Origin of the sequence: Corynebacterium sp. UBA2622 (genome assembly GCF_002339505.1) — a bacterium.
Lineage (GTDB): Bacteria > Actinomycetota > Actinomycetes > Mycobacteriales > Mycobacteriaceae > Corynebacterium.
This window is the reverse complement of sequence record NZ_DDJO01000006.1, coordinates 43,776-62,226: the sequence shown is the minus strand read 5'-3', so window position 1 is coordinate 62,226 and position 18,451 is coordinate 43,776. Positions and strand designations below refer to the sequence as shown.

Below are 18,451 nucleotides of genomic sequence, written 5' to 3'. Positions count from 1 at the left end.
TGCCGCGGCACCCGGGTGGGCAACCCTTCCCGCCCGCGGTGGCTGCGCTGATCGAAGCCCCGGTTCCGTCGGAGAGTCCCGGCACCGCGGAGCAGCGCGATGCCGCGCCCGGCGACTTCGCCGAGGTGCCGCTGCGCCGCGGCCTGCCGCGGCACCCGGGTGGGCAGCCCTTCCCGCCCGCGGCGACTGCGCTGGTCAAAGCCCCGGTTCTACCTGCGGTGACGCTGGCGGAACCGACCCCGCCTGAGTCCGCCCGGCCTGAACCTGCAGAATCTCATCCCACCCAGCCCAAACCCGTGCGCGAAGCACCCGCCCCCGCCGCGGTGAGCCGTGTGGCGGCCGGGCGGGGTGCCGACACGCGGGGGGTGCGGAGGTTCTCCGCGGCCCAGTGGGGCTTCGGACTGGTCTCCCTCGGCTTCATATTCGGCCTCACCGTCCTTCTCGCGAGGACCTTCGTGTCCACCGCGGTCGGTGCGGACTTCGTGGCACGCTACGACGGCACCCAGCCCCTCCCGGCAGGTGCCCCCGTGGGCCTGCCGGGCTGGCTCAACTGGGCGCACTTTTTCAACATGTTCCTGCTCGCGCTCGTGGTGAAGACGGGTATCGGGGTGCGCACCGAGAAACGCCCCGCGGCGTACTGGGCCCGCCGGGGTGAGCCACGCTCGAAGATTTCCCTCACCCTGTGGCTGCACCTCATGCTCGACCTCGCCTGGCTGACGCTCGGCGCGATCTTCTACGTCCTGCTCTTCACCACCGGGCAATGGGTGCGCATTGTGCCCACGAGCTGGGACGTCATCCCCCAGGCCGCGTCCGCCGGCGTGCAGTACCTGACCCTGGACTGGCCAATGGAAAACGGCTGGGTGCACTACAACGCGCTGCAGGAGCTGAGCTACTTCGCGGTGGTGTTCGTCGCCAGCCCCCTCGCGGTCTTCTCCGGGTTGCGGATGAGCCCGTGGTGGCCCAAGCGGTTCTCGGCCGTGCCCCTCAAGGTGGCCCGCTCGCTGCACTTCCCCACCATGGTCTTCTTCGTCGCGTTCATTGCCGTGCACGTGGCGCTGGTGGCGCTGACCGGGTTGCGGCGCAACCTGAACGCCATGTTCGCGGCCCGCGGTGACATCGACCCCTCGGTCTACGGTGGCGACTGGACGGGCACGTGGGTCTTCCTCGGCGCCCTGGCGATCATCGCGCTGGCGTGGTGGGCTGCGCGCCCCGCTGTCGTCGCCCCGCTGGCGCGGCTGACGGGCAACGTCTCCAACCGGTAGGGGCGCCGCCCCGCCGCGCGGTTACGATGGTCGCATGATCCCGCGCATCCCGCTCAACGACGGCACCACCATCCCCCAGCTGGGCTACGGCCTGCACCGCGTCGAGGCCGCCCGGGCCGAGGAGCTGGTGGCCACCGCCCTCGAGATCGGTTACCGCCACATCGACACGGCCCACATCTACGGCAACGAGGAGGCGGTCGGCCGCGCGATAGCCTCCTCCGGCATCCCCCGCGACGAGATTTACGTGACCACCAAGCTGTGGAACAACCGCCACGGCGACGCACCCGCCGCACTCCGCGAGTCCCTGGACAAGCTCGGTCTGGACCACGTGGACCTGTACCTGATCCACTGGCCGCGCCCGGCCCAGAACAAGTACCTCGAGGCGTGGAAGGCGATGATCGGGCTGCGCGAGGAAGGCTTGACCACCTCGATCGGGGTGTCCAACTTCCAGCCCGAGCACCTCGCCCGGATCGAGAACGAAACAAGCGTCACCCCGGCCGTCAACCAGGTGGAGCTGCACCCGCTATTCCAGAACTGGAAGGAGATCGACGCGATGCGCGTGCACGGCATCGCCATCGAGGGCTGGGCACCCATCGGTGGTGGGCAGTACGACCTGACCTCCTATCCCGAAATCACTTCCGCGGCCGAAGCCCACGGTGTCAGCCCGGCCCAGGTGGTCCTGCGGTGGCACATTCAGAACAATGTGATCGTCTTCCCCAAGACACTCTCCGAGAAGCGGATGCGCGAAAACATCGACATTTTCAATTTCGAGCTCACGCCCGAGGAGATGGCCGGCATCATCTCCCTCGACGAGGAGGAATTCGGAAGGGTCGGCCCCAACCCATCCGAATACGAAGGCGAGTAGGCGGCCGGTTAACTGCCGGTGCGCCGCCAGGTGCCGTCGACAAGCTCGATGGCACCGGCCTCCTCGAACTGGCGTAGCCACCCCTCCATGGGCCACTCGCCCCACTTCGAGGCGAAGTAGGCGCCGTTGGCCAGGATGTCGTCGAGGTGTTCCCAGGGCGGGGAGGATACGGGGTGCCACTGGTGGAATGCGTGCGCCCCTCCCACCCAGTAGAGCTCGATGCCGTGCTTCTCCAGGTTGCGGGCGAAATCCGTGTCCTCGCCACCGTAACCGCGAAAATGCTCGTCGAAGCCGCCGAAGCTGTCGACGATCCGGCCCCACGTCTCCGCGGTGACGGCGAAGGACAGGGACCAGAAGAGGTTGTAGTTGTCCGCGGCGACGGTTTCGCCGGCCGGCGGGTTGGGCCGCGCCGGGTGCGGGTCGGGCGCGGTAGTGCGCAGCTCGCCGGGTTTCATGTACGTCACCGGACCGGCGACGACGGCCTGCGGGTGCCGCTCGAGCGCCTCGGTGTAGAGGGCGACCATCTCCGGGGATGCGACGCAGTCTGCGTCGAGGAAGATGAGGATCTCGTTGCCCCGCTCGACGGCGGTGCGCGCCGCGAAGTTCCGGGCGGCGGCCAGGTTCCGCTCCGGGGCCGCCGCGACGTGGGTGCCCGGGACGGTGCGGGCGAGCTCGTCTGCGTCGGCAAGGGCCGCCACGATGTGATCGGGGCCGGCGGGCAGCAGGCTCGCCTGGTGGGCGAGGTGCCCGGCGCGCCCTGCATCGGCGAGGGTGAGGACCGCGGTGGGGCGCTGGGCGGGAGACTGGGCCAGGCGGGTGAGCACCTCGGCCGCCCGGCGCGCGGAGCCCGCGGTCTCCCAGCGCGACCAGTCCGCGTTGAGGTCCCGGGCTCGGCGGAGAAGCTCCGGCCACTCCCCTGCGGGCGGGAAGGTTTCGGCCACCACGGCGAGGTTCTCCCGCTCCAGGAGGCGGGCGGTGAACTGCTGCTCGGCGAAGGGTCGGGGCTGGGGCAGCACGATGGCCGGGGACCGGGTGACGGCGATGTCCGCGATGGAGTTCTGGCCCGCCGCGGTGACCACCACGCCGGCGGTGGAGAGCAGCTCGGTGGGGTCGTCGACGCGGTTCTCCCCGGCGAGGTAGGTGAAGCGGTAACCGGGGCAGGCGCGCTCAACCTCCCGCCAGTCGCTGTCCCCCCAGGTCGAACCGCCCCGGCCCGCCATGACCACCACATGCTGCGGGTCGCGTTCCGCGCCCTCCAGCGGGAGCAGCCGCGAGATGCCCCCCACGGCACGCAGCCGGGACGCGTGCTCCCCCAGGTGTTCGGGGACCGGGACCCAGGACGGCCAGGCGGCGAGGATCGCGTCGGCCTGGCGGTAGGCCAGCTGGTGCGGCGCGTCGTCGCGGAAACCGGGCATGGCCAGGGTGGCCAGCGGCACACCCATCAGGCGCACGAAAGCGCACACCTCCACGGAGACGTCCACGTAGAACGCGGCCGGGTCGTTGTCCGCGATCCACCGGGCGAGCACCGCGAAGCGCTCCCGCAGGCCGCGATGCCCGTAGGGCGCGTAGTGGAGGCTCCCCCCGGCCGTCAGGGCACGGCCGGTGTGCCCCGTTCCCGCGTCGTCGGGAAGGACGATGTCCGCGCCGGGCCGGGTGGAGAAGATCACCGACTCGCGGCCCTGCTCCGCCAGTTCGCGCTGGATTTCCCGGCACCGGTGCAGGTGGCCGGAGCCGTGGTGGTGGGCGTAGATGCCGATCGGTCCCGTCACCGGGCGACAACCTCCTCGTAGAGCTCCGCGTAGCGGCGGGCGGTGCGCGTCAGACTGTAGTTGCGCACCACCCAGTTGCGCACGCGCGAGCGGTTGATGTGCAGGGCGGTGTGGACGGCGCCGGCGAGGGAGGTGACGTCGTCGGGCGTGGCGAGCGCGGCGGGGGCGTCGGCAAGCAGCGCCCCCAGGCCTCCGCGGGCGAAGGCCGCGACCGGGGTGCCGCACGCCATGGACTCGAACGCGACCAGACCGAAGGGCTCCTCCCACCGCGGTGTGGCCAGGGTGACGGCGCAGCGGCCGACGAGGGCGCGCAGCTCCGCGTGGGAGAGCTCACCCAGCCAGCGGACCCGGTCGCCGTCGAGGCGCGGGGCGATCTCCTCCTGGAAGTAGGCGTGGTCGCCCTTGCGCCCGGCCAGCAGCAGGGGAAGACCCAGCAGCGCGCAGGCGTCGATGGCCAGGTGCGCGCCCTTCTCTGGCACGAGGCGGCCGAACCACACCGCGGACTGGCCACCGGGTCCCGGGCGCCACTTGGACACGTTCACGCCGTTGGGGATCACCGTGATCGGCGCCGGGATGTCCCAGTCGCGGGCCGTCACCGGGCTGACCGCGGCGAAGCGCCCGGCCGCCTTCCCGGCGGCGCGGATCGCCCCCCACATCTCCGGCAGCTCCGGGGTGTGCAGGGTGGTCACCATGGGCAGCGGTTCAGGGCAGTGATCGCCGGGGAACATGTGCGGGTTCAGGCTGTTGTTGTGCACCACGTCGTAGCGGCGCCGCACGAGCAGGCGGCGCAGCTCGATGAACGCGGTGTCCTCCCGCTCGCGCCCGCCCTCCGGGTAGGAGGTGTCGGTGGCGGCGTGCGCGTCCGCGCCCCAGTTCACGCCGGGCAGCTCGAAATCCTTGACGTTGCCGTCGGAGCCCCGCGCGGCGAAGAAGTCCACCGCGTGGCCTTCCTCGCGAAGCGCCGTGACGGTGGTGTGGCAGAACGCCTCCAGCCCGCCAGCGAAGGGCTCGCGCACGGGGTAGCGCGCCGGGCCGACGAAGGCCACGCGCAGGCCGGGCGAGCGGCCCACCCGGGCACCGTCGGTGAGGGCTGCGGTCATCGCACCACGCCCCGGTAAATCTCTGCGTGGGCGGCCTCGACGCGCTCGGCCTGGGCAGCCCTGTCGCCGGAGTAGGGGACCGGGCCGCGGGCGATGAGGGCGCGCAGTGCCTCCGCGGCGCTGGCGGCGTCCCCGGCGCGGTAGATCTCAACAGCCTCGGGGGTGTCGGCCTGGCTTGCGTAGCAGCCGGTGTCCGGCACCGCGACGTTGGTGCCGTGGTCCCGGCACATCTCCAACCAGCCGGAGTGGGTACCGCGGGTGTACGGGAGCAGGCAGGTGTCCAGGCCGGCCACCGCGGCGTGGAGGGGGGCGTCGGCAAGTGGGTCGTGCACGATGAGCTCGAGGTTGTCCGACCCCTCCAGCGCGGCGCGCAGCGCGCGGGTGGCGGGCACGTCGTGGATGTAGACGGTCAGCGGCACGCGCTGCGCGATGCCGAGGTAGAAGGCGGGGTCGGAGACCACGTTCGGGCGCAGGGATTTGAGGAAGACCCCGGCTCCCCCGCCGTGCGCCGCCACGCCCGGCGCGGGCGCGACACTCGGATGGGGCAGGACGTGGAGGTGCTCCGCGCCGAACTCGCGGCGCAGGCGCTCGGCGGCGCAATCCGTCAGCGTGATCACGGCTGCGGCGGCACCCACGAGCGTGCGCACCCGGTCGTGGTGGGCGGCCTGCTCGGCCGGGTCCGTGAGGTGTGGGTTGTCCAGGTCGTGCACCGTCACCACCAGCGGGACGGGCAGCGCGCGCACGAGCTCCTCGATCTGGGCGGGCGTGCGGTGCTCGAAACCGAAGTGGACGTGCATGACATCCACCTCGGACGCACGGGCGGGATCCGCCCAGTACCCCGCCTCGAGGGCGGGGTGGGGCCACCAATTGCCGTCAATGTCCGGATCGGGGAGGTAGGACACCTGATCCGGTTGAACCGCACGTGTGTACGGATGCGTTGCGGGGACGGACAGGACCCGCACAGTATTTTCCTGGTTGGCCACCATACCAATATAAGCCCCAGCGCATCCGTCTGTCCGAGGGGTCCGGTGAATTGGTAAATTAGCCCCATGACCACCCTCACTGTCGTCGGCAATTGCCAGGCGGAGTCGACCCGCCGCCTGCTCATGACTTCCGGCCACTTCGAGTCCGAGCGCATCACCCCGGTCCACGAGCTCACCGCCGGGGACATGGGCTGGTTCACGGATCTCCTCGCCCGCACAGACGTTCTAGTGACCCAGCCGATCCACCCCGACTACCGGGGGCTGCCGGTCGGTTCCGCGCAAATGCGGGAGCTCCTGCCCCGCGGAGCGCGCCACGTCCTGGTCCCGGTACTGCGTTTCGACGGCCTCATGCCCTTCCAGGCCATTATCCGCGACCCCGACGATCCCTCCCTCAACCCGCCCGTCGTTCCGTACCATGACCTGCGCGTCCTCGCTGCCGCGGCCCGCGGGCTGGACGCGCCCGTCCAGGCGGCCCCCTCCCCCGCCGCGCTGCGCCGCGCCGCCTCCATGTCCGTCGCGCAGATCCGCTCCCGAGAGCAGCACCACGGCACCGTCGTCGTCTCCGACCACCTGGAGACCAACCCGGTGTGGCACACCGTGAACCACCCGGACAACGCCACCCTCGCCGTCCTCGCCCGCGCGATCCTCGCCGAGCTCGGCCTGGACGGCGACGTGCAGCTGCCGGACTACGAGATGCTCGGCGAGCTCGACGCCCCCGTCGACGCGGACGCCGCCGCGGCCCTCGGTGTGCAGCTCCACGGCCGCGCGGAATGGACCAGCCGTACCACCGGGCCCATCGACAGCTCCGAGATCGTTGCGCAGCAGCTCGACTTCTACCGCGCCCGCCCCCGGCTGGTCGAACACGGCCTGTCCCGCCACGCCGAGCGCCTCCGGAACCTGGGTCTGCTCGCATGAGGCACCTCATCACCGGCCCCTCCGGTCACGGGGTGACGGCGTACGCCCTGGCGCTCGCCGGACAGCTGGGGGCGGAAGCCGAGGTGATCCGCGAGGACACCTTCGGCGCATCCGAGCTTCCCCCGGGCCCGATTCACGTTACGTTCACCGACCACCTCTTTGGCCCCTCCCCCGGTGCGGCCGTCGACGCGCTCCTCGCCCGCCTGGGTACCCGGCCCTTTTCCGTGAGCCTGCACGACGTGCCGCAACCCGAGGAGGGCAGCGATCGCTTTGCCCGGCGTTCGCCCGCTTATCGACGTCTCGCCGACGCCGCCGTCCTCGCGGTGGTGAACTCGGAGCACGAGGCCTCGTTCTTCGGCACCGGCCGCACACCCGCCGTCATCCGCCTGCCCATCCCCGCCCCCGCCGTCGCCGCGCCCTTCGACCCCGTGCCCGGCACCGTCGGGGTGCTGGGTTACCTCTACCCCGGCAAGGGCCACGAGGACCTCATCGCCGAGCTGGAGGGCAGCGGGCGCACGCTGCGCTTCCTCGGCTCCGTCTCCGCCGGGCACGAAGAGTGGGCGGAGACCCTCACCGGGCACGCGGAGATCACAGGCTGGCTCAGCGACGCGGAACTCGCCCGGGAGATGGCGCGCATCGAAGTGCCGGTCTGTGCCCACCGGCACTTCTCCGCATCGGGTTCGCTCATGGCGTGGCTCGGCGCGGGCCGCACCGTGCTGGCGAGCGACTCCCCGTACACCCGCGAAATCGACCGCTGGCTGCCCGGGCGCATCACCCTCGTCAGCCCCGGGGGGTGGCGCGAGGCGGTCGAGGGCTTCGAGCCGCTCGTGGTGGAGCCGCCCCGCTACGGCTGGGCCGAGGTCGCGCAGGCGTGGCGCAGGGAGTGGTCGGCGTGTGGCCTGACGTAAGCGTCATCATCCCCCACTACAACAACCCCTCCGCACTGGCCGATGTGGTTGCCGCCGTGCGCGCCCAGGACTACCCCGGCGCGGTGGAGATCATCGTCGCCGACGACGGCTCCGACACCGTCCCCGCCGTCCCCGGCGCCACGGTGGTCACCCAGGAGGACCGGGGGTTTCGCGCAGCCGCCGCACGGAACCTGGGTGCCGCGGCGGCCAAGGGGGAAGTCCTCGCCTTCTTCGACGGCGACACCGTCCCCGAGCCGGGTTACCTCTCCGCGGTGGTTCCGCACATCCAGCGCAACCGCCGCGCCGTGGTCGTGGGCAGCCGCCTCACGGGCCCGGAACGCGCCGAACCCGAGTGGCTCGCGCAAGCCTGGCGCACCACGGACCACCTCCGTCGAGCCGATTCCGCCTCGTGGCGCTTCATCATCTCCGCGGCGCTCACGTGCTCGGCGAACTTCTTCCGCCACATCGGCGGTTTCGACGCCACTCTGGTGGGCTACGGCGGCGAGGACTGGGAGTTCGGCTTCCGCGCCTGGAACAGCGGCGCGGAACTGGTGCACGAGCCCGCGGCGGTGGCGGTTCACCCGGCCAGCGACTTCGGGTCCCGCCACAGCGACGCGCGCGAGGAGGCACGGGTGAAAAACGGCGAATCCGTCGCCCTCGCCCGGCGCATCACCCACCCCCTCGCCCGCCCGTCCGGCGTCGTCTTCGACACCCCCGACGTCAGCGTCGCCGTTCCCGAGCTTGACGAACCCGGCGCGCTCGAAGCCGTCGTCGCGTCCTGGTTGCGCATCGACGCCCGCGTGCACGTCACCCGGGTGCCCGAGCTCTTCGCCACCGACCCGCGGGTCGTCGACACCGCGCCTTCGGGTGCCCCTAATGCGCGAATCCGCGTCACCCTCGCCCGTGCCTGGGCGCTGGATGACGCGGACGCGTTCTACCGTCGGGCCACCGACCGGCACCTGCGCCTCGGCGACGGGACGGCAATCGTCTCGGCCAGGGCGCGGGCGCTGACGTCGCCAAGCGTGCGCTCGCGCGGCGAGCTGGCGGGGCTTCGGCTGCTCGAGGGGCCCCAGCGCCTCGAGCGCGTCTTCGCCGGGTGGTAGAGGTCAGGCCCCCGGAACCTCCGGGGCCACGCCGGTCTCCTCGTACCTGCTGAGGATGTCGATGCGGCGCTGGTGGCGCTCCTCGTCGCTCCACGGCTGCGAGACGAAGGCGTCGACGATGCGCAGCGCCTCCTCTTCGCTGTGCATCCGCCCGCCGATACCGATGAGCTGGGCATTGTTGTGCTCGCGCGCGAGACGCGCGGTCTCCTCCGACCAGGCGAGGGCGCAGCGGGCGCCCTTGACCTTGTTCGCGGCGATCTGCTCGCCGTTGCCGGACCCGCCGAGCACGATGCCCAGGGAGCCCGGGTCGGCGACGGTCTTCTCGGCGGCGGCGATGCAAAACGCGGGGTAGTCATCGGCGGCGTCGTACTCGAACGCGCCGCAGTCAATCACCTCGTGGCCCAGGGCCTTGAGGTGCTCGGCGATCTGGTTCTTGCGCTCGAATCCGGCGTGGTCTGCTCCAAGGTAAATACGCATGCGCACCACTCTAGCGTCCCCGCCGCGGGGCACCGCGCAGTTACACCTGGGGGTTTTCGGTGCGGGAGCGCTTCAGCTCGAAGAAGTAGGGGTAGCTGGCCAATCCCACGGCGGAGTCGAACAGGGCACCCGCCTCCTCGCCGGTGGGTACGCGGGTGATCACGGGGCCGAAGAATGCGGTGTCGCCCAGCTTGACCACGGGCGTTCCCACGTCATCGCCCACCGCGTCCATCGCGGTCGAGTGGTAGCCGCGCAGGAGGTCGTCGAGCTCGCCGGTGTTGGCCACCTCGGCGTAGGTGGCGGGGAGACCCACCTTGTCCAGGGCGGCGGCGATGATGTCGTCGTATGCGCCGTACCCCTCCCTGCCACCGTTGTGTTCGGTGTGCACCATCGTCCCCATCGCGGTGTACAGCTCGTCGATTTTCCCGGGCTGCTCCTGCTTCACCTTGGCGAAGACCCGGGCGGGGCCCCAGTTCGCCTCCATCTTGCGGGCGTAGTCCTCGGGGATGTCGGCGCCCTCGTTGAGCACGGCAAGCGACATGGGGGTCCACTCCACCTCGATGTCGCGGACCTTCTCCACCTCCTTCATCCACCGGGAGGTCTGCCAGCAGAAGGGGCAGGAGACGTCGAACCAGAACGTTACTTTTTCAGTCATGTGATCCAGACTAAACAACTTTGGCCGGCGGGTAGATTGGTCCGCATGAAAACTAACCTGATGCGCACCGACGCGCGCGAGCGCGCGAAACTCATCCGCGACGTCCACTACTCCATCGAGCTGGACATCACGGGCGGGGACACCTTCACCTCCCGCACCACCGTCTCCTTCTCCTCCGGTGCGGGCGAGACCTCCTTCGACCTCGTGGCCGACAGCTTCTCGGCCACCCTCGACGGGCAGAAGGTTGAGGGGCGCGAGCTTTCGCTTGCCGACGGCACCCACGAGCTGGTCGTCGACGCCACCATCGGGTACAGCCACACCGGTGAGGGCCTCCACCGCTTCGTCGACCCGGCGGACCACAAGGAATACCTCTACACCCAGTTCGAGCCCGCGATGGCGATGAAGGTCTTCGCCTGCTTTGACCAGCCCGACATCAAGGCCACCTACTCCGTGAGCGTCACCGCCCCGGAGCGCTACGTCGTTGTGCTCAACGAGGAAACCACCCGCACCACCGACGGCGCGGCGGGAACCGCAACCTGGTCCTGCACGATCGACTACCCGCTGTCGACCTACCTCATCGCGGTGTGCGCTGGCGAGTACGAGCACGTCACCGACGTCTACGAGGACGAACAGAAGACCATCCCGCTGGGCCTCTACGCCCGCGCCTCCCTCATGGAGCACCTCGACGCGGAGCGCCTCTTCCAGCAGACCAAGGACGGCTTCGCGTACTTCCACGCCAACTTCGGCCAGCCCTACCCCTTCGGCAAGTACGACCAGATCTTCTGCCCCGAGTACAACATGGGCGCGATGGAGAACGCGGGCGCCGTGACCTTCCGCGACGAGTACGTCTTCACATCCGAGCCCACCCCCCACCGCGTGGAGCGGCGCAACGACACCATCCTCCACGAGATGGCGCACATGTGGTTCGGCGACCTGGTCACCATGCAGTGGTGGGACGACCTGTGGCTCAACGAGTCCTTCGCCACCTGGTCCGCCGCCATCGCGCAGACGGAGATCGGCGAGTACCCCCACGCCTGGGTGACCTTCGCCGCCGTGGAGAAGGCCTGGGCCTACTCCCAGGACCAGCTGCCCTCGACCCACCCGATCGCCGCGGACGCCCCCGACATCGAGACCGCCGAGCAGAACTTCGACGGCATCACCTATGCCAAGGGCGCCTCGGTGCTCAAGCAGCTGCAGGCCTACGTCGGCCGGGACGAGTTCTTCGCCGGCGTGCGCGAGCACTTCGCCAACCACGCCTTCTCCAACGCGACCTTCGCGGACCTCCTCGCCGCCCTGCAGAAGGCCTCGGGCCGCGACCTGTCCAACTGGTCCGAGCAGTGGCTGCGCACCACCGGCGTGTCGCGCCTCTACCCCGAGATCACCGGGGACTCCTTCACCATCGTCCAGGACTCCGACGTGCAGCGCACGCACCGGGTGGGCGTCGGCCTCTACTCGCTTCGCGACGGCCACCTCACCCGCACCCACTACGTCGAGACCGACATCGAGGGCCCGCGGACGGAGGTTCCCGACTTCGCCGGCGTCGAGCACGACCTCGCCCTGGTCAACGACAACGACCTCACCTACTGCCTCATGGGCCTGACCCCGGAGCACCAGCGCTTCGTCCTGGACAACCTCGGTGCCATCGAGGATCCGCTGGCGCGCACCCTGTGCTGGTCCAGCATCTGGGAATCCGTCCGCGGCGGTGAGCTGCCCGCCCGCGAGTTCGTCCGGCTGGTCGCCCGCTTCGCCCCGGCGGAGGACCAGCCCTCCGTACAGGAGCGTGTCCTCGCCCAGGCCACCCTGGCGGTGCGACAGTACGTGGACCCCGCCTGGCGGGATGAAGGCATGGACCTGCTCAACGAGGCCTTCCGGGGGACCGCCCCCGCCGCCATCTTCGACCGCGCCCTGGCGCGGCTGACGCCCAACGAGCAGACGGTCGCCTACCTCAGGAAGCTGCTGGAGACCTCGGACAACCAGGAGGTGCGCTGGCTCGCCCTGACCAGCCTCATCGCCGCCGGTGAGGCGGAGCTGAGCGCGATCGACGCCGAGAAGGACACCTCCTCGGAGGGGGCTGTGTCCCGGTTGCGCGCGCGGGCGAGCGTCGATAAGCGCTGGGCGTGGTCCGAGATCATCAGCGGCGAGCGCTCCAACCTCGAGGCCCGCTACCTCATGGACGGCCTGACCTTCACCGATGAGGGCCTGGAGGGGCTCACCGACGAGTACTTCGCCGTGGCCCCGGAGCTGTGGGGCAAGCTGACCAACGAGATGGCGCAGCGCACCCTGGAGGGCATCTACCCCTCCTGGGACATCGACCAGCTCGCGCTGGGCAAGGCGGACGAGCTGCTGGCGCGCGAGGACCTGCCGCACGGGCTGCGCCGCATCGTCTCCGAGGGCCAGGACCGCGCCGCGCGCGCCCTGCGCAACCGGATCGTCGATGCCGAAGCCGGCGCGGTGAAGTAGGAAGGACCTGGTAGCCGATGAACCTGCCCCTCAGCCCCCGCGAAACGGGCGGCGGCGAGCCGCATCCCAGCGTCTACGACGCACTCGGGGAGGAGTTCTTCCGCGACCTCGTCCACGGGTTCTACGAGCAGGTGAAGGTCGACGACCTGCTCGGCCCCATGTACCCGAGCGATGACTGGGAGGGCGCGGAGAACCGGCTGCGGTGGTTCCTCGTGCAGTACTGGGGCGGACCGCACACCTTCCAGCAGGAGCGCGGGCGGCCGATGCTGCGCAAGCGGCACTTCCCCTTCTCCATCGGCGAGCCCGAGGCGGAGCGGTGGCTGCAGCTGATGGAGCGTTCGCTTGACCAGTTCGATGAACACCGGCTGCCGGGGCCGGCCCGCGCCCAGCTGTGGAACCACATGCAGCGCGTGGCCTACATGATGATCAACAGGCAGTAGGGCGCCCCCGGTCACCGCCCTTACGCGGGCGAAAACACGGCGGGGATAGTTTCGCAACACTAATATGTGCGTATGTCGACCATCCGCACCGCCCCGTCCCCGCAGTTGCTCGAGGTCATTCCCGGCCTCATCGCCGGCGGCGAGCTCACCGCACCGTGTGCGGCGGTGGACGTGGCCGCCTTCGACCACAACGCCCGCCGGATGCGCGAGCGCGCCCTCGGCCTGCCGATACGCGTGGCCTCGAAGTCCCTGCGCAGCACCGCCGCGTTGAGGCGGGTGCTCGACCACGAGGGATACCGCGGGATCCTGGCCTACAGCGTTCCGGAGGCGATCAACCTGGTCCGCGAGGGCTTCGGTGACATCCTGGTCGCCTACCCCTCGGTCAACCTCCCCGCGCTGCGGAAGCTGTCCGGCGACCCCCGGTTGCGCCGCGAGATCACTGTGATGGTCGATTCCTCCCCGCACCTCGACCTGTTGTGCAGCTCCGCGGCCGGGGGCGGGCCCGTGCGCGTCGCCATCGACATCGACTGCGCCCTGCGGTTGCCCGGTGCTACGATCGGCCCCCGCCGCTCGCCCGTCCGCACGCCGGAGCAGACCCGCAACCTCGCCCGCGAGATCACCCGCCGCCCCCAGCTCCGCCTGGTGGGTCTGATGGGGTACGAGGGCCAGGTCGCCTCAGTCGCGGACGCGGAAACGGGCGTTGTCGGCGCCGTGAAGCGCCGTCTGCGCGTCAGCTCCATGCGCCAGCTCAGCCCGCGCCGCGCGGAGTGCGTCGCGGCCGCCCGGGAGGTGGCGGACCTCGAATTCGTCAACGGCGGCGGCACCGGATCGCTCGGGGTCAGCGCGCTGGACGGATCGCTGACGGAGCTCGCGGCCGGCTCCGGGTTCTACACCCCCGTCATTTTCGACCGCTTCGCGGACATCGACCACGTCCCCGCCGCCTACTTCGCCTGTCAGGTCTCCCGCATTCCCGGCGACGGCTGGGTGACCGTGAACTCCGGCGGATGGATCGCCTCCGGCCCGCCGGCGGCCGACCGCGCCCCCGCGCCCACCCACCCGCCGGGCCTGCGCTACTCCCCCACCGAGGGGCCCGGCGAGGTGCAGACCCCACTGCGCGGTCCTGCCGCCAGCCAGCTCTGCGTGGGAGACCTCGTCTGGTTCCGCCACGCCAAGGCGGGCGAGATGACCGAGAACGTCGACCGCATGATCGCGGTGCACCCGGACGGCTCCCACGAGGTCTGGGACACCTACCGAGGAAAAGGATGGACCCTCCGATGAAACTGCATTCCCCGCGCACCCGTCGTCAAGCGACCTTTCGCAACTGGTCCGGCTCGGTGACCACCACCCCCGACGCGATCCACTACCCGGGATCCGTCGCCGCGCTCTCCGAGCTGGTGCGCGACCTGCCGGCGGGCCGCAGCCTCCGCCCCTTCGGCGGGGCGCACTCCTTCACCCCGTGCGCCGCCGGGGACCGGGACATGGTGAGTCTCGACCGCCTCTCCGGCATCGTCTCCGTGGACAGGGGACGCAAGCGCGTCCGCTTCCTCGCCGGCACCCGCCTCCGCGACGTCCCGCGCCTGCTCGCCCCCTTCGGGCTCGCACTGGCGAACCAGGGCGACATCGACGTCCAGTCCCTCGCGGGGGCAATCTCCACCTCGACCCACGGCACCGGCATCGAGTGGACGGGTTTCGCGGGCACCGTCACCGCCCTTTCGCTTGTCGACGCCTCCGGCACCGCCCGGGAGTACTCCCTCGATGACAACGCCGACCTCCTGCGGCTGGTCACCGTCTCCCTCGGAGCTCTCGGCATTGTTACCGAGGTGGAGATGCAGTGCGTCGATGCCTTCGACCTCCTGGCCGTGGAGGGCACCGACAACATCGATGACGTCCTGGACACCTGGGAGGAACGCACCCGCTCCGTCGACCACTTCGAGGCGTTCTGGTTCCCTCACACCGACCGCGCGATGGTGAAGCGCAACACCCGCCTCGCCCCGGGCGCCCCGGCCCCGGGCGGGGAGCCGAAGACCCGCACCTGGCTCACCCGCACGCTCGAGGACGAGGTGCTGGGCAACGGGGTCTTCGCCGCCTCACTCCTCGTGGGCCGGGCCGTGCCCGGGACGGTCGCTTTCCTGAACAACGTCGCGGTCGGCGCGATGGGGGCCAGCGCCTACCGCTCCCCCGCCCACGAGGTGTTCTCCACCCCGCGGCGGGTGCGCTTCCACGAGATGGAGTACGCGGTTCCGCTTGCCGACGGCCCCGCGGCCGTGCGGGAAATCCGCGCGGAGGTCGAGCGGCGCGGTTGGCGCATCCCCTTCCCCCTCGAGCTGCGTTCGACCGCCGCGGACGATGTCGCGCTGTCCACGTCGACGGGGAGGGAGTCCATGTACATCGCGGTGCACGTGCCCAAGTCGGCCAATCCGGCCGAGTATTTCCCCCCGCTCGAATCCATCCTCCGCGCGGCGGGCGGCCGGCCGCACTGGGGAAAGATGCACACCCTGGAGCGGGAGGACCTCGCGGCCATCTACCCGGGTTTCAACGAGTTCTGCGCGCTGCGCGAGGAGATGGATCCACAGCGGCGCTTCGGCTCCGACTACCTGCGCCGGCTCTTCGGCTAGGTGAACAGGCCCAGAGAGGTGGAGCGGTAGACGCTGCCGAAGGGAGCGTCCACGCGCACCCACCGCCCGGCGGTGGAGACCCGCAGGTGGCGCGGCACCTCCACCGGCGCGGCGAACCCGGGGATGAGGCCGAGGGAGGTGCACGTGAAGATCATGCGCATCGGGATCTCCACCGGGTGGGCGGAATCCGCGTCTGCGGTGAGAACTGTCTGATTGAGCAGGGACGACGGCGGCCCGAGAGGGCCGGAGAACTGCCGGGCGAGGGAGCGGCCCTCCTCGGCGAGCTGGCGCACCACCCCGACGGGTATAGTGTCGCGCTCGATGAAGCCCTCCTTGGGCGGCAGGGCTCCCGGCCAGTTCGGGTCACGGGGGCTTCCCACCTCCGAACGGTTTTCACCCAGCGCGGCGAACAGATCGCTCGCGGCCACAACCGCGCCGTCGCGCGAGGCAATCGCCTCCACCCGGCGGGAGGCGACGCACTCGAAGGGCGTGGTGACGAAGACATCGACGAGCATGTCTCCCAACTGGGAGAAGCGCGCCGAGGCGGCCGCGTCGAGCCGGGTGGCCCGCCCGACGAGTGCGGTGAGACCCGCCACGCCACGGTAGACGCGGAGGGATTCGGTTCTCACTCCCCTCTCTCCCCTGACTGCTCCGCCTCCCCGGAGCCGGCATCCCCGGTGTCGGAGGCGCGCATGAGAATGCCCATCTCCCGCTTGGTGATCGCGCGGGGGGTGGCGGTGGCCGTGTCGACCACCACGAGGATGCTGGTGACGGTGCAGCACACGCGTCCCTGTCTGTCCAGGATGTCCTGGCGTGTGGTGAACGAGGTGTTGCCCACGTTGGTCACCTCGGTACGCACCGTCACCTCGGTGGTGTCCGGCAGCAGCGGGCGGGTGTAGTCCGCCTCGATGTGGCGGACGAACACCGGAAGGCCCGTTCCGCCCCCGAAGTGCTCGTTGCCGAAGGCGATGCGCGCCTCCTGGGCGTACTCGATGTAGGTGAGGTTGTTGACGTGGCCGAACCTGTCGAAGTCGCCCCACCGCACGGGCAGGGTGACTTCGTCTGTCAGGTTGGCGGCGCCGTTGTTTTCAGCCATGAACTCATGCTCCTTGTGCGGCCTGAATGGCGCGGCTGTGTGGACCGGTGCTGGCGGGCTCTTAGCGGGTCAGGCGGCGGTGGGTGACGCGGGAGGGTTTTGCGGCCTCCTCGCCCAGCCGCTCAACCTTGTTCTTCTCGTAGTCGCCGAAGTTGCCCTCGTACCAGAACCACTTGCCCTCCTCGATGTTTCCCTCCCAGGCGAGGATGTGGGTGCAGGTACGGTCGAGGAACCAGCGGTCGTGGGAGATGACCACGGCGCAACCCGGGAAGTTCTGCAGGGCATTCTCCAGCGAGCCGAGCGTCTCCACGTCGAGGTCGTTGGTCGGCTCGTCGAGGAGGATCAGGTTGCCTCCCTGCTTCAGGGTCAGCGCCAGGTTGAGGCGGTTGCGCTCACCGCCCGAGAGCACCTTGGACGGCTTCTGCTGGTCCGGGCCCTTGAAACCGAAGGCGGAGAGGTAGGCCCGGGAGGGCATCTCGTTCTGGCCGACATGGATGTAGTCGAGCCCGTCGGAGACGACCTCCCACACCGTCTTCTCCGGGTCGATATTGGCGCGGTTCTGGTCCACGTAACTCAGCTGCACCGTCTCGCCGACGGACACAGTTCCGTCGTCCGGCTGCTCGAGCCCGACGATCGTCTTGAACAGCGTGGTCTTGCCCACGCCGTTCGGCCCGATCACGCCGACGATACCGTTGCGTGGCAGCGTGAAGGAGAGGTCCTTGATCAGGACGCGGTCGTCGAAGCCCTTGTCCAGATGATCGACCTCCACGACCTTGTTGCCCAGACGCGGCGGGGTCGGGATCTGGATCTCCTCGAAGTCGAGCTTGCGGTACTGCTCGGCCTCGGCCGCCATTTCCTCGTAGCGCTCCAGGCGCGCCTTGTTCTTCGCCTGGCGGGCCTTGGGTGAGGAGCGGACCCAGTCCAACTCGTTCTTGAGGCGCTTCTGCAGCTTCTGGTCCTTCTTGCCGGAGACCTCGAGGCGCTCGGCCTTCTTCTCCAGGTAGGTGGAGTAGTTGCCCTCGTAGGGGTAGAGCTTTCCGCGGTCGACCTCGCAGATCCACTCGGCGACGTTGTCGAGGAAGTAGCGGTCGTGGGTGATGGCCAGGACGGCACCCTTGTAATCCTGCAGGTGACGCTCCAGCCAGAGCACGGACTCGGCGTCCAGGTGGTTGGTGGGCTCGTCGAGAAGCAGCAGGTCCGGCTCCTGGAGCAGCAGCTTGGCCAGTGCGACGCGGCGGCGCTCTCCACCCGAGAGGTGGGTGACGGGCTCGTCAGCCGGCGGGCAGCGGAGGGCATCGAGCGCCTGATCGATCTTGGAGTCGACCTCCCAGGCGTCAGCGGCGTCGAGCGCCTCCTGGAGCTTGCCCATCTCCTCCATCAGCTCGTCGGAGTAGTTGGTGGCCATCTCCTCTGCGATCTCCTCGAAGCGCTGCTTCTTCTCGAAGATGTCGCCCAAGCCCTCCTCGACGTTCTGGCGGACGGTCTTCTCCTCGTTCAGCGGCGGCTCCTGGAGGAGGATGCCCACGGAGGCGCCGGGGTCGAGAAAGGCCTCGCCGTTGTTGGGCTGGTCGATGCCCGCCATGATCTTGAGCAACGACGACTTACCGGCGCCGTTGGGGCCCACGACGCCGATCTTGGCGCCGGGGTAAAAGGCCATGGTGACATTGTCCAGAATGACCTTGTCACCGATGGCCCTGCGTACGTTCTTCATCGTGTAGATGAACTCAGCCACGTGTTTTCCCCTTTGAGTCGAAAGAATTCTCCACTCAGGGTACATCACCGGCTGAAGCGCTACACCACGCG

Annotated in this window: 17 protein-coding genes; 9 read left to right on the top strand and 8 right to left on the bottom strand. The window is 69.9% G+C overall.

Annotation, left to right across the window (positions count from 1 at the left end):
* Positions 1 to 1,262: cytochrome b/b6 domain-containing protein (locus B3611_RS02205; RefSeq protein ID WP_291313439.1), on the top strand; the 1,262-nt coding region annotated here is incomplete at its 5' end.
* A gap of 34 nt (positions 1,263 to 1,296) precedes the next feature.
* Positions 1,297 to 2,127, top strand: coding sequence for an aldo/keto reductase (locus tag B3611_RS02200; RefSeq protein WP_291313438.1), 831 nt, complete (start codon positions 1,297 to 1,299; stop codon positions 2,125 to 2,127).
* 8 nt (positions 2,128 to 2,135) lie between these two features.
* On the opposite strand, the gene B3611_RS10145 is transcribed toward B3611_RS02200, so the two are convergent.
* Genes B3611_RS10145 through B3611_RS02185 form a run of 3 tightly spaced genes read right to left on the bottom strand, consistent with a single transcriptional unit; the run spans position 2,136 to position 5,982 of the window.
* A complete protein-coding gene (locus B3611_RS10145) occupies positions 2,136 to 3,896 on the bottom strand; it encodes a glycosyltransferase (RefSeq protein WP_349676564.1) in 1,761 nt (586 codons plus the stop codon).
* Entirely contained in the window at positions 3,893 to 4,996 is a 1,104-nt protein-coding gene (locus tag B3611_RS02190) for a glycosyltransferase (RefSeq protein WP_291313437.1), read from the bottom strand. Before B3611_RS02190 ends, B3611_RS10145 begins: the two co-directional genes overlap by 4 nt.
* Positions 4,993 to 5,982: a glycosyltransferase gene (locus tag B3611_RS02185; protein WP_291313436.1), complete on the bottom strand. Its 990-nt coding sequence runs from the start codon at positions 5,980 to 5,982 to the stop codon at positions 4,993 to 4,995. Before B3611_RS02185 ends, B3611_RS02190 begins: the two co-directional genes overlap by 4 nt.
* Before the next feature lie 63 nt (positions 5,983 to 6,045).
* Between B3611_RS02185 and B3611_RS02180 the strand changes: the two genes are divergently transcribed.
* The 3 genes from B3611_RS02180 to B3611_RS02170 are packed head-to-tail and all read left to right on the top strand — an operon-like array spanning position 6,046 to position 8,905.
* Positions 6,046 to 6,894 carry a WcbI family polysaccharide biosynthesis putative acetyltransferase gene (locus B3611_RS02180; protein WP_291313435.1) on the top strand — a complete coding sequence of 283 codons (849 nt, stop codon included), beginning with the start codon at positions 6,046 to 6,048 and terminating at the stop codon, positions 6,892 to 6,894.
* Complete coding sequence (locus B3611_RS02175) at positions 6,891 to 7,802, top strand: glycosyltransferase family 1 protein (protein WP_291313434.1); 912 nt, start codon at positions 6,891 to 6,893, stop codon at positions 7,800 to 7,802. The genes B3611_RS02180 and B3611_RS02175 overlap by 4 nt, the downstream gene beginning before the upstream one ends.
* Entirely contained in the window at positions 7,787 to 8,905 is a 1,119-nt protein-coding gene (locus B3611_RS02170; RefSeq protein WP_291313433.1) for a glycosyltransferase, read from the top strand. The genes B3611_RS02175 and B3611_RS02170 overlap by 16 nt, the downstream gene beginning before the upstream one ends.
* 3 nt (positions 8,906 to 8,908) lie before the next feature.
* Here the strand turns inward: B3611_RS02170 and B3611_RS02165 are convergent, their stop codons facing one another.
* Positions 8,909 to 9,382 carry a ribose-5-phosphate isomerase gene (locus tag B3611_RS02165; RefSeq protein ID WP_291313432.1) on the bottom strand — a complete coding sequence of 158 codons (474 nt, stop codon included), beginning with the start codon at positions 9,380 to 9,382 and terminating at the stop codon, positions 8,909 to 8,911.
* A 40-nt stretch (positions 9,383 to 9,422) separates the two neighbouring features.
* The gene (locus B3611_RS02160; RefSeq protein ID WP_291313431.1) at positions 9,423 to 10,037 is read right to left on the bottom strand and encodes a DsbA family protein; all 615 of its coding nucleotides are present in this window, start codon (positions 10,035 to 10,037) and stop codon (positions 9,423 to 9,425) included.
* Positions 10,038 to 10,082: 45 nt separating this feature from the next.
* On the opposite strand from B3611_RS02160, the gene pepN reads away from it, so the two are divergent.
* From pepN to B3611_RS02140, 4 genes are all read left to right on the top strand, one after another.
* Positions 10,083 to 12,497 (top strand): aminopeptidase N, encoded by a 2,415-nt coding sequence (gene pepN / locus B3611_RS02155; RefSeq protein ID WP_291313430.1) that lies wholly within the window; start codon positions 10,083 to 10,085, stop codon positions 12,495 to 12,497.
* A 17-nt stretch (positions 12,498 to 12,514) separates the two neighbouring features.
* Positions 12,515 to 12,937, top strand: a complete 423-nt coding sequence (locus B3611_RS02150; protein ID WP_291313429.1) for a globin — start codon at positions 12,515 to 12,517, stop codon at positions 12,935 to 12,937.
* A gap of 72 nt (positions 12,938 to 13,009) precedes the next feature.
* Positions 13,010 to 14,215, top strand: coding sequence for an alanine racemase (locus B3611_RS02145; protein WP_291313428.1), 1,206 nt, complete (start codon positions 13,010 to 13,012; stop codon positions 14,213 to 14,215).
* Positions 14,212 to 15,552: a D-arabinono-1,4-lactone oxidase gene (locus B3611_RS02140; RefSeq protein ID WP_291313427.1), complete on the top strand. Its 1,341-nt coding sequence runs from the start codon at positions 14,212 to 14,214 to the stop codon at positions 15,550 to 15,552. Before B3611_RS02145 ends, B3611_RS02140 begins: the two co-directional genes overlap by 4 nt.
* Here the strand turns inward: B3611_RS02140 and B3611_RS02135 are convergent.
* From B3611_RS02135 to ettA, 3 genes are all read right to left on the bottom strand, one after another.
* A complete protein-coding gene (locus tag B3611_RS02135) occupies positions 15,549 to 16,181 on the bottom strand; it encodes a hypothetical protein (RefSeq protein WP_291313426.1) in 633 nt (210 codons plus the stop codon). The genes B3611_RS02140 and B3611_RS02135 overlap by 4 nt on opposite strands.
* Positions 16,178 to 16,648, bottom strand: a complete 471-nt coding sequence (locus tag B3611_RS02130; protein ID WP_291313425.1) for an acyl-CoA thioesterase — start codon at positions 16,646 to 16,648, stop codon at positions 16,178 to 16,180. The genes B3611_RS02135 and B3611_RS02130 overlap by 4 nt, the downstream gene beginning before the upstream one ends.
* A gap of 61 nt (positions 16,649 to 16,709) precedes the next feature.
* Positions 16,710 to 18,380: an energy-dependent translational throttle protein EttA gene (ettA, locus tag B3611_RS02125; RefSeq protein WP_291313424.1), complete on the bottom strand. Its 1,671-nt coding sequence runs from the start codon at positions 18,378 to 18,380 to the stop codon at positions 16,710 to 16,712.
* Positions 18,381 to 18,451 lie beyond the last annotated feature (71 nt).